This is a genomic window from Streptomyces sp. NPDC044002 (assembly GCF_056434525.1).
Genome location: NZ_JBWKEZ010000123.1, coordinates 1 through 10,374, shown reverse-complemented (window position 1 = coordinate 10,374; position 10,374 = coordinate 1). Strand labels below are relative to the sequence as shown.

General features: G+C 74.8%; 9 protein-coding genes and 1 tRNA gene. 4 read left to right on the top strand and 6 right to left on the bottom strand.

The genetic code is table 11. The annotated features are described in order from the left end of the window. Positions 1 to 110: 110 nt before the first annotated feature. From AC07A6_RS40535 to AC07A6_RS40520, 4 genes are all read right to left on the bottom strand, one after another. Positions 111 to 1,406, bottom strand: a complete 1,296-nt coding sequence (locus AC07A6_RS40535; protein WP_478780438.1) for a hypothetical protein — start codon at positions 1,404 to 1,406, stop codon at positions 111 to 113. A 258-nt stretch (positions 1,407 to 1,664) separates the two neighbouring features. Then, positions 1,665 to 2,939: a S8 family peptidase gene (locus tag AC07A6_RS40530; RefSeq protein WP_478780437.1), complete on the bottom strand. Its 1,275-nt coding sequence runs from the start codon at positions 2,937 to 2,939 to the stop codon at positions 1,665 to 1,667. 129 nt (positions 2,940 to 3,068) lie between these two features. Next, on the bottom strand, positions 3,069 to 3,410 hold the full coding sequence (locus tag AC07A6_RS40525; RefSeq protein ID WP_478780436.1) for a GNAT family N-acetyltransferase: 342 nt from the start codon (positions 3,408 to 3,410) through the stop codon (positions 3,069 to 3,071). Between the two features lie 213 nt (positions 3,411 to 3,623). Beyond that, complete coding sequence (locus tag AC07A6_RS40520) at positions 3,624 to 4,328, bottom strand: 4'-phosphopantetheinyl transferase family protein (protein WP_478780435.1); 705 nt, start codon at positions 4,326 to 4,328, stop codon at positions 3,624 to 3,626. Between the two features lie 94 nt (positions 4,329 to 4,422). Here AC07A6_RS40520 and AC07A6_RS40515 point away from each other — a divergent pair, with 94 nt between their 5' ends. Continuing rightward, the gene (locus tag AC07A6_RS40515; protein ID WP_386273802.1) at positions 4,423 to 5,199 is read left to right on the top strand and encodes an alpha/beta fold hydrolase; all 777 of its coding nucleotides are present in this window, start codon (positions 4,423 to 4,425) and stop codon (positions 5,197 to 5,199) included. Between the two features lie 10 nt (positions 5,200 to 5,209). Here AC07A6_RS40515 and AC07A6_RS40510 read toward each other — a convergent pair whose 3' ends face one another. Beyond that, complete coding sequence (locus AC07A6_RS40510) at positions 5,210 to 5,779, bottom strand: hypothetical protein (protein ID WP_478780434.1); 570 nt, start codon at positions 5,777 to 5,779, stop codon at positions 5,210 to 5,212. A 268-nt stretch (positions 5,780 to 6,047) separates the two neighbouring features. Between AC07A6_RS40510 and AC07A6_RS40505 the strand changes: the two genes are divergently transcribed. Next, positions 6,048 to 6,557: a phospholipase gene (locus tag AC07A6_RS40505; RefSeq protein WP_362463030.1), complete on the top strand. Its 510-nt coding sequence runs from the start codon at positions 6,048 to 6,050 to the stop codon at positions 6,555 to 6,557. A 282-nt stretch (positions 6,558 to 6,839) separates the two neighbouring features. Here AC07A6_RS40505 and AC07A6_RS40500 read toward each other — a convergent pair. Then, positions 6,840 to 6,912, bottom strand: a tRNA-Arg gene (locus tag AC07A6_RS40500). A 323-nt stretch (positions 6,913 to 7,235) separates the two neighbouring features. On the opposite strand from AC07A6_RS40500, the gene AC07A6_RS40495 reads away from it, so the two are divergent. Together AC07A6_RS40495 and AC07A6_RS40490 are read left to right on the top strand one after the other, a co-directional pair. Further along, positions 7,236 to 8,858, top strand: a complete 1,623-nt coding sequence (locus tag AC07A6_RS40495; protein WP_362463032.1) for a dynamin family protein — start codon at positions 7,236 to 7,238, stop codon at positions 8,856 to 8,858. A gap of 5 nt (positions 8,859 to 8,863) precedes the next feature. Further along, a partial coding sequence (locus tag AC07A6_RS40490; RefSeq protein WP_478780433.1) for a YfjP family GTPase occupies positions 8,864 to 10,374 on the top strand: 1,511 nt, incomplete at its 3' end.

Genomic DNA, 10,374 nt, shown 5'->3' with positions numbered 1-10,374 from the left:
CCCCCCCCCCCCCCCCCCCCCCCCCCCCCCCCCCCCCCCCCCCCCCCCCCCCCCCCCCCCCCCCCCCCCCCCCCCCCCCCCCCCCCCCACCCGGTCCGGATCGTCGTCCGTCAGGCGATGGAGAAGGTCACGACCGACTGGTAGGTGTCGGCGAACATGAACGGCGGCAGCTGGATCACCGCCGCGCCGCCCACGGCGAACTCGCCGCCGGTCAGCTCCTCACCGCCGGCCGCCTGGGAGGCGACCTTCATCGGCGTGCCCGAGATGGCGCCCGGGGCACCGGCCGTGCAGGTGCTCGGGCTGTCCGGGTTGGTCACGGTGCAGGACGGCTGGATGCCGAGCTGCGCCTTGGCCATCGAGTGGCCCGTCGCCTGGTTAAGGAACGGCGTACGGGTCGCCGTCACGTCCCAGCCGAGGCTGCCGCCGCGGAAGTCCTGGACGGTCGCGGCGTTGAACGCGCCGAACACCGACTGGGCCTTGCCGTTGATGGTCACCGCCCCGAAGCTGACGGCCGGCTGGCCGGCCTTCGGGCCGAGGGCCAGCGGTCCGGGCAGCACCTCGATGTCGACCGGGTTCTGCACGCCCACCTGCTCCTCGATGAACGTGAAGGCCTTGGCGGGGCCGGTCGATCCGTCGATCTTGATCGTGTCGGCCTTCTTGGTGATCGTGATGTTGCAGGTGGCGGCGCCGGACGCGTCCGCCGTGCCGGCACCGGCGTCACCGGTCGCCGCGCCCGCGAGCTGGGCGGAACAGGTGACCGGGCCGGCCGGGAAGTTGGCGCCGGTGACCGTGACGGCGGTGCCGGCCTTGCCGCTGTTCGGCGTCAGCTTGGTGGTGACCGGGTCCTTCGGCAGGGCCTCGACGGCGATCGAGGCGACCGGGGCGCTGGGGCGGGGGTCCGGCGTACAGGTCGTCGTGTAGACCGTGCCGCCGAGGTCGGCGTCCGTGACCACCTGGTCGATCGTGATCTGCACCGTCGTGCCCTCGGTGCCGTCCGGGATCTTGATCGTGCCGTTGAAGGCGGGCGGGTCGGCCTTCTTGCCGGCTTCCTGGTGGCTGTTCACGGGCGGGCTGGTGACCGTCTGCGCGACCCCGCCGACGAGTAGCTTCGCCTTGATGGTGTTGACGGTGTCGATGGTGAACATCGGGACGACCGGCGTCTCGCCGGGGTCGATGGTGATCGGCACGGTCTCGCCCGCCTTGGCGGTGTCCGGCACCGTGACGGTGTAGTCCTGGTTGCCGTTGGCGCCCGGCTGGGGCGCGGGGGCGACGCACTTCACCGGCACGGGTGTGGTCTTGGTCGCGGCCTGCGCCGGTCCCGTCAGGGCCACGACGCCGCCCGTCAGGGCCAGGGACAGGGCGCCCGCCCCGGCCAGCACTCTTCGTCTGAGGGTTCTCGTACTCACAGGGTCGCGACTCCTTCGTCATGACGAACCCCTCCCCCCACCCGCTGTGTGGGGAAGGCCGAGCCGGTGCGGATGGCCGTCATTGACGCGTCGCGGTGTTGAGAAGTCAATGGCTTGCTTTCGCCCGAAGCGCACAGACATTGATGTCCCATCAGACCCGGTCTGGTGGGACATCGGATACCGACTGGTCGGTGCCGCCGGGTTGTCGTGCGGCGGGGCAGCGGGGCAGCGGGGCTGCGGGGCTGCGGTGCAGCGGGGCTAGGGTGCCGCGGGGAGGTGCAGGAGCAGGTTCGGGGTCCCGGCGGGCAGGTTCGTGATCCGGTCCGGGACGGCGTCGCGGACGAGCAGCCGGTTGACCTCCGCGGGGGTCCTGGCCCGGCCGTCCGCCAGGAGCAGCGCGGCGGCGCCGGCGACGTGCGGGGCGGCCATGGAGGTCCCCGAGGCCCGCGCGAGGGCGGTCGGGGAGCCCTTCCAGGCCGAGGTGACGGACTGTCCCGGTGCCGAGATGTCCACGCAGCGGCCGTGGTTGGAGAAGGCCGGACGGCGGTCCGCGCCGTCGGTCGCGCCGACCGTGAGGGCCTGCGGGACGGCGGCCGGGGAGCCGGCGCAGGCGTCCCTGGCCTCGTTGCCGGCGGCGACGGTGAAGGTGATGCCGTAGGCGACCGCGCGGATCACCGCCGCCTCCATGGAGTGGCTCCGGGTGCCGCCCATGCTCATGTTGGCGACGGCGGGACCCCGGGCCGGGTTCCTGACGTGGTCCTTCACCATCCAGTCGAGGCCGCGCAGGATCACCGAGAGGCTTCCGTCGCCCCGGCAGTCGGCCACCTTCACACCGACCAGGGAGACCCCCTTCGCGACCCCGTACGTCGCCCCGCCGACGGTGGCCGCGACGTGCGTGCCGTGGCCGTTGCAGTCCTGGGCGCCGCCCTGGAACAGCCCGTTGTAGCCGTTGTAGCCGCTCCGGGCGCGGCCGCCGAACTCCTGGTGGAGGGTGTTGATCCCGGTGTCGACCACGTAGACGGTGACGCCCTGGCCCTTGTTGCCGGAGTACGTGTACGAACCGTCGAGCGGGAGCTCGCGCTGGTCGATCCGGTCGAGCGCCCAGGGGGCGGGCCGCTGGGTGAGGGCGGCGGGGGCGGGCGCGGGGGCCACGACCGGGGCGGGTACCGGTACCGGTACCGGGACGGGGACGGCCGGGGGCTCGGGGGCGTGCGTCGCGCCGGAGATCCGGAACGGCGCGTCCGGCTCCACGGAGGCGACCCGGGGATCGGCGGCGAGAACGGCGGCGCGGGCCGCGGTGGTGCGTACCGCGAAGCCGTTGAGGGCGGCGTCGTAGACCGCTCCGACCTCGTCCCCCGCCCGCGCCGCCTCGGCGGCCAGGGCCCGGGTCGGGGCGCGGGAGGTGGTGTCCTTCAGCATCACGACGTAGGAGGCGGGGGCGTCGTCGGCGGCGGAGGCGGGGTGCGGCGGCGGCAGGACGGCGGCCGCCGCCAGCAGGGCGGCGGCCGGGAGCAGGGAGGTCATGGCGGTCATGCGGCCGATGCTCGGCCAGCGCGGCCGCCCCCGCGCGGAGGGTGCGCCGACTGGCCCCACGACACGCCGCCGCAGGGGTGGGGCGGATCGGGACCGGCCCCTCCGGCTCTCCCTGATCCGCGGGCACCTTCAGGCGTCGCGCAGGGGCCGGCCGCGCATCGAGAAGAGGCCCTCGTCCTCGGCGCCCGCCGACGCGTACGTGGCCAGCGCCGCCTCGTTGTCCGTGTCGACCCCCACCCACATGCCGTAGCAGCCGCGGGTCTTGGCCTCGTCGGCGAGCGCCAGGGCCAGGGCCCGGCCGATGCCGCGTCGGCGGTACCCCTCGGCCACCGACAGCTCGTACAGGCACATCTCGGTGCCCTTGTCGGGGTGGGTCATCTCGACACCGGAGACCATGCCGGCGGGCACCCCGTCGAAGAGCCCTTCGGCGGCTGCGAGTTCGGCGGCGCTGCGGGCACGGCGGATGTCCATGGCGGCGGGGCTATCCATAGCCCCGCCGGCGTTTGAGGCGCTGGGGGTACCCCCAGCGGTAGCTGGGGGAGGGTCTGGGGGCGGAGCCCCCAGGAAGGGGTCCGGGCGCAGCCCGGGGAACGGGCGAAGGGCGGGTAGGGGACCTCGCCCCGCGCAGCGGCGACCGCCCCCAACCGGCACCGACCCCCGCGCGGCAGCGCACGGGCGCTCCAGTCAGGCGGGGTGGCGGACGGCCACCGCGGCGGCGTAGCCGGCCGGGGCGGGGAGGTCGCGCAGGGTCCAGCCCGGGACCGGGGCGGGGGCGGGGTCCGAACCCACGTACGGCTCGGCCAGGCCGAAGGCGACCCCGACGCCGGTGCCCTTCAGGCAGGCCTCCTTACGGGCCCACACCCGGGCCAGCGCCGCCTGCCGCTCCGCCTCCGGCAGCGCGGTGATCTCGCCCGCCTCCGCCGGATGCAGGCTGCTCAGGACGTCGGTCACCGCGCTCGCCCTCGGAATCCCCTCCACGTCGACGCCCACCGGCACCCCCGAGAAGGCGAAGTACGCGATGTCGTCGCTGTGGGACAGCGAGAAGTGCACCGCGCCCCCGGCCACGGCGGGACGGCCGTGCGGCCCCCCGCACCCCGGGCAGTCCTCGCGGACCAGGGCGACCTCCTCCGGCGGCAGCCCCAGGTACCCGCCGAGCAGGACGCGCAGCCCCAGGTGCGAGGCGAGGTAGCTGCGCCGGTCGGCGGGGCGCAGCAGCCGTTCGGCGCGCTCCCGTTCGGCCGCGTCCAGCACCGCCCGCGCCCCGCCGGCCTCGTGACCGCCGATCGCCTCGCGCGTGGTGTCCAGCGACCACACCGCCACACCGGTCCCGGCCGGGGGTGGTCCGGTCAGGGGCGCGGCGCCGTCGAGCTGGTTCACGTACAAGGTCATCCGACGAGGGTAGACGAGGCGGCTGGAGCCCTGGTTACCCTCGTGCTGGACTTGTGGATCATCACTTCGCGCACCACTTCAGGGGGAACTCGCCGTGCACAGTGCCATCGTGACGCCGGAAGGCGACCGGATCCGCTGGGTCGAACTGCCGGGAGCGGACGCGCCCCGTGTCTATCTGCACGGGCTCGGCTCGACCTCCCCCGCCTACTTCGCCGCGAGCGCCGTGCACCCGCTGCTGGCCGGGCGGCGCTCGCTGCTGCTCGACATGCTGGGGCACGGCCACAGCGACCGTCCGGAGACGTTCCCGTACACCCTGGAGGCGCACGCCGATGCCGTGGCGGAGGCCATGACCGCGGCCGGAGCCGAAGGCGCCGAGGTGATCGCCCACAGCATGGGCGGAGCGGTGGCCATCGTGCTGGCCGCCCGGCACCCCCGGCTGGTCTCCCGGCTCGTCCTGGTGGACGCGAACCTGGACCCGCTGCCGCCCGCTCCGGGCACGGCCGGCAGCAGCGGCCTCGCCTCCTACACGGAGGAGGAGTTCCTGGCCGGAGGCTGGGCGGAGGTCCGGGACCGGGTCGGCGCGCACTGGTGGTCGACCATGCGGCTGGCCGGCCGCACCGCCCTGTACCGCAGCGCCGTGAACCTGGCCGCGGGCACCACGCCCACCATGCGGGAGCTCCTGCTGGAGCTGAAGATCCCGCGCGGCTTCCTCCTCCCGGAGCAGGACGGACCGCTCGCAGGCGCCGAAGCCCTGGAGGCCGCCGGAGTCGCCGTGGTGGCCGTACCGGACTGCGGGCACAACATCATGCTCGACAACCCGGAGGGCTTCGCCCGGGCCACGGCCGCGGTCCTCGCCCGCGACACCGTCTGAGCGGCTCCCATTACCGGGCGGCGGGAGCGCCGCCGGACACCGCGGCGGGCGCGACGGCCGGGCCGCCGCCGGGGCCGCCGCCGGGGCCGCCGCCGTCCGGTATTCGGGCTCCGGGGGAGGGCGTCCCGTCGGTCCAGGCGTAGACCTGCCGGCCGCGCACCGAGACCTGGTACTGGTAGCGGTCCCGGCATTCGGGGCGCTCCTCGCGCCGGGTGTCGCCGGGCCACCAGCGGGCGCCCAGGCGGGGGCCGCCCGCCTTCTTCGGCGTTCCGGCGGTGCACTGCGGCCCGTCGAGCGGGGTCTTGCCGAGGGTGAACCGGATCAGCCGGGCCCCGCCGTCGCCGCGCGCGCGGATCCGTATGTCGGTGGCGTCCTTCGGGATCCAGCTGGGCAGGGCGAACGCCCGGTCGCCCTTCTTCGGGGCGTCCGCGGCATGGGCGTACCGGGTGCCCTTCTCCCGCAGGACCTGCTTCTGCAGGGCGTCCGTGACCGGGTTGGGCGGCAGGTTGGGCAGCGCGAAGGCGGCCAGGGCGAGGACACCCGCGACGGCGGCGGCGATGACGAGCGGACGGCGGTTCATACCCCCAAGTGTTCGGGCCGGGAGTCACGCGCGCGTCCCTCCTCGGTATCAACCTCGAATCTGCCGGAGGTCGGACACGGGGTCATACCTGAGAGGGGTGCGGTCCAGGGGGAGCCGGGCCGACACGTACGCGTCCGGGCCGCGTTATAGGGGCGGTAGGGGCCGGGGATATGGCGTGCTCCGAGGGTGAGTCCCGACGCCGCGCGGGGAGTTGGACCGGGCGGCCCCGTCGCCCGCTCGCCCCGCCGCCCCCACTCGGAGGAATGCCATGCGCCGCCGTCTCGTCCCCCTGCTCGCGTCCGTGTCCGCCGGCCTGCTGGCCCTCGCCACCCCGGCCTCGGCGGTCCCCGCGGACAAGCCGCAGGTGCTGAGCGGCTGGACGCAGACCAGCGCCTCCAGCTACAACGCCTGGGTCGCGGCGCGCGGAAGCCAGGGCAACTGGGCCTCGTACGCCTTCGACTGGTCGACGGACTACTGCTCCTCGTCCCCCGACAACCCCTTCGGCTTCCCCTTCCAGACGGCCTGCGCCCGCCACGACTTCGGCTACCGCAACTACAAGGCGGCCGGCACCTTCTCCGCCAACAAGTCCCGGCTGGACGACGCCTTCTACGCCGACCTGAAGCGGGTCTGCTCGCAGTACTCGGGCGTCAAGAAGGGTTCCTGCGACAGCACGGCCTGGACGTACTACCAGGCGGTCAAGGCCTTCGGCGTCTCCCCGCAGGACGCCCCGGCCGACGCGGCCCCCGCCGAGCCCGCCCCCGCCTCCCAGGCCGGCTGATCCCGGACCCGGACCCGGGCCGGAGCCAAACCGGACCGGCCCCCGCCGGACCCGGACCCGGACCCCGCCCGAGCCCGGAGCCACCCCGCACGCCGTCCCGCCCGAACAGACCCCCGTCGGGCGGGACGGTGCTCTTCCGGTTCTCGGGTTTCCGCTTTGCGGGTGCAAGGATCCCGCAAGGGTCCTGTCGAGTGAATTTCCGCCAATCGCGGACGCCGCGACGACCGCCCTTCGAGGCGGCCCGGACGGCCCCGGGAAACCCCCGGGGAGGGTGGAAGGAAGTGCCCCCGGCAGGACTCGAACCTGCGGCCAAGCGCTTAGAAGGCGCCTGCTCTATCCACTGAGCTACGGGGGCCGGAAGGTGACCGTGGTGGCCTGGAGCCCCTTGTTGGGGGTGGGACTGCGGTCCGTGCCGGGTCAAGGATAGGGCTCCGGTTGCCTTGTCCCGGTTGCTTCACTCGCGTGCCACGTTGTGGAGGTTCGGTGAAGCGGTCCCGATAATCGCAGGCAGGTGCGATTCTCGCACCGCTTTTGCGCCGCGTCGGCCTGGGTGTTGTGCACTCGTTATGCCTGCGTCCCACTCGTCCGCCGTGTCCATGATGTCCCTCAGGAGTCGCGGTCGGCGCGCAGAGGGCGTATAAGCTTCAAAAATGGTCCCAAATTGGGCATTCTTCGCATGTGGTGACCTTGGATGTTCGGCCTCAGCTGCTCGATGCCCTGTCCGCCCTGCGCGACCGGGTCGCGTCCGTGCGTCTGCCGCTGCCCCTGCCCGGCGCCCCACGCGCCCGCCAGACCAGAGCAGAGCTGCTCGCGCAGCTCGACGACTACCTCGTCCCCCGGCTCAAGGCGCCCGAGGCGCCGCTCCTCGCCGTCGTCGGCGGCTCCACCGGGGCCGGTAAGTCCACCCTCGTCAACTCCCTCGTCGGCCGCCAGGTCAGCGAAGCCGGAGTGCTCCGCCCCACCACCCGCACCCCGGTCCTCGTCTGCCACCCGGACGACCACCACTGGTTCGCCGGGATGCGGATCCTCCCCGACCTGATGCGCGTCTGGGCACCCCAGCAGGACGAGGAGCTGGTGCCCTCCTCCAGGAAGAACCCCCTGCGCGCCGCCGGCCACCCCGGCGCCACCAGCGAGCTGCGGATCGAGACCGTGTCCACCCTCCCGCGCGGTCTCGCCGTCCTCGACGCCCCCGACATCGACTCCCTCGTCGTCGAGAACCGCACCCTCGCCGCCGAGCTGATCTGCGCCGCCGACGTCTGGGTCATGGTCACCACCGCCTCGCGGTACGCCGACGCCGTCCCCTGGCACCTGCTGCGCACCGCCAAGCAGTACAACGCCACCCTGATCACCGTCCTCGACCGGGTCCCGCACCAGGTGCTCGCCGAGGTCTCGCGCCAGTACGGGGCACTGCTCACCCGCGCCGGGCTGGGCGACGTACCGCGGTTCACCGTGCCCGAACTGCCCGAGTCGGCCGGGGGCGGCGGGCTGCTGCCGGCCAGCGCCGTCGCGCCGCTGCTCGCCTGGCTCACCCACCACGTCCACGACCCGGCCGCCCGGCAGTACGCGGTCGGCCGGACCGCCCTCGGCGCCCTCGACTCCCTCAAGCGCCGGATGCCGGAGCTGGCCTCCGCCGTCGCCGCGCAGCACGCCGCCGCGGTCCGGCTGACCTCCGCCGTCGAGGACGCGTACCGGCAGGAGGGCAAGCGGGTCCGCAACCGCCTCGACAAGGGCGCCGTGCTCGCCGGCGACGCCCTCACCCGGTGGCGCGGCTACCCCCTCGACACCACCGCCGACGAACTCCTCGACTCCCTCGCGGAATCCCTCGCCGCGCTCCTCCAGTGCGCCGTCGCCGCCGCCGACGAGCGGATCGCCGAGGTCTGGCGGCGCGAACCCGCCTCCGGGGCGGTGCCGTTGCCCGCGCCCGACCGGGAGGCGGCGGAACGTATCGGCATGGCCGTACGCCGCTGGCGGCGCGTACTGGAAGAGCTCGCCGAGGAGGAGGTTGCCAAGCTCGGCAAGCAGCCCGCGCCCGACCCCGACGGCATCGCCGCCCTCCTCGTCGCCGCCCTCCTCGGCGGCAAACGGGCCCGCCCGGCCGGGGAGAAGCTCGCCGAGCGGATCGGCGTACAGGCCGCCGTACGCCTGCGCGACCGCGGCGGCGAACTCGTCGGGGACCACCTCGACCAGGTCCTGCGTGCCGAACGGGACCGCAGGCTCGCCCCCCTCCAGGCGCTCGAAGTCACCCCCGAACCACAGGCCGAGCTGATCGCCGCGCTGTCCGTACTGCAGAAGGAGAGGTGACGCGGGTGACCGCCGTGACCGACCGCGACCGCGACCACGCCGGCGACCGGTGGGACGACGGGTTCATCGCACGCTCGCGCCACCGGGCCAACCGCAAGGGCGGCCCGCGCGGCAGCGGCGCGCGCGCCGGCGACGCCCTCATCGACGACGCGCTGCTCGACGCCGCCCTCCTCGCGGGCGGCCTCGAAGAGGAGGCGGAAGACGGACGGGACGCAGCGGGCACCGGGGACGAGGACGGCGGCGACGAGGCGATCGTGCGGGCGGTCTCCGGCGCCGGCAGCGACGGCGGCAAGGCCCCCGCGCCCCCGCTCAGCCCCGAGGCCCAGGCCCTGCGGACACGCCTCGACGCCCTGCGCCAGCTGGTCGGACTGTCCCGCACCCGCCTCGACGGCAAGACCCTCGCCGAGGCCGGACGGGTCCTCGACGAAGCCGCCGCACGCCGGGGCCTGTCCCCGCAGCACACCGTCGTCGCCATCGCCGGAGCCACCGGAAGCGGCAAGTCCACCCTCTTCAATTCACTCGCCGGAGTGCAGATCTCCGAAACCGGACTGCGCCGGCCGACCACCGCCGCCCCCATCGCCTGCAGCTGGTCCGACGGCGCCGCCGGCCTCCTCGACCGGCTGGAGATCCCCGGACGGCTGCGCCGCCGCCCCCGCGAGACCCCGGAGGCCGAGGCGCTGCGCGGCATGGTCCTCGTCGACCTGCCCGACCTGGACTCGGCGCTCGGCGCGCACCGGGAGCACGTCGACCGGGTGCTGGCGCTGGTGGACGCCGTGGTGTGGGTGGTGGACCCGGAGAAGTACGCGGACGCGGTCCTCCACGAGCGGTACCTGCGGCCGCTGGCCGGGCACGCCGAGGTCACCTTCGTCGTGCTGAACCAGGTCGACCGGCTCCCCGGCGACGCCGCCGACCTCGTGCTCGACGACCTGCGGCGGCTGCTGGACGACGACGGGATCGCCCTCGGCGAGCACGGCGAGCCCGGCGCGACCGTCCTCGGACTGTCCGCCCTCACGGGTGAAGGCGTCGGGGAACTCCGGGAGCTCCTCGGACAGTTCACCCAGGAGAAGGGCGCCGCGACCCGGCGGATCTCCGCCGACGTCGACCGGGCCGCTCTGCGCCTGCGCCCGCTCTACGTCGCCGACGGGCACTCGGGCCCCTCCGGGCCCGAGATCGGCGAGGCGGCGCGCGCCGAGTTCGAGGATCGGCTCGCGGAAGCGGTCGGGGCGTACGCGGCCGGCCTCGCCGCCGAGCGGGCCTGGCGGCGCAACGCCGGCAAGGCCTGCGGCACGCCCTGGCTGCGGCTGTGGCGCTGGTACGAGAGCCGGCGCGCCCCCCGCTCGCTCGCGTCCCTGGCCCTCATGTCGGCCAGGGGCCGCGGCTCCGGGGGGGGGGGGGGGGGGGGCCCCGGGGGGGGGGGGGGGGGCACCCCCCACCGCGCGCAAGCCACCCCCAAGACCGCCCCACACACGGGCGGCCGGCGTCTCCACCCCCCCCCGTCAGAAGGCAGAGGAAAAGA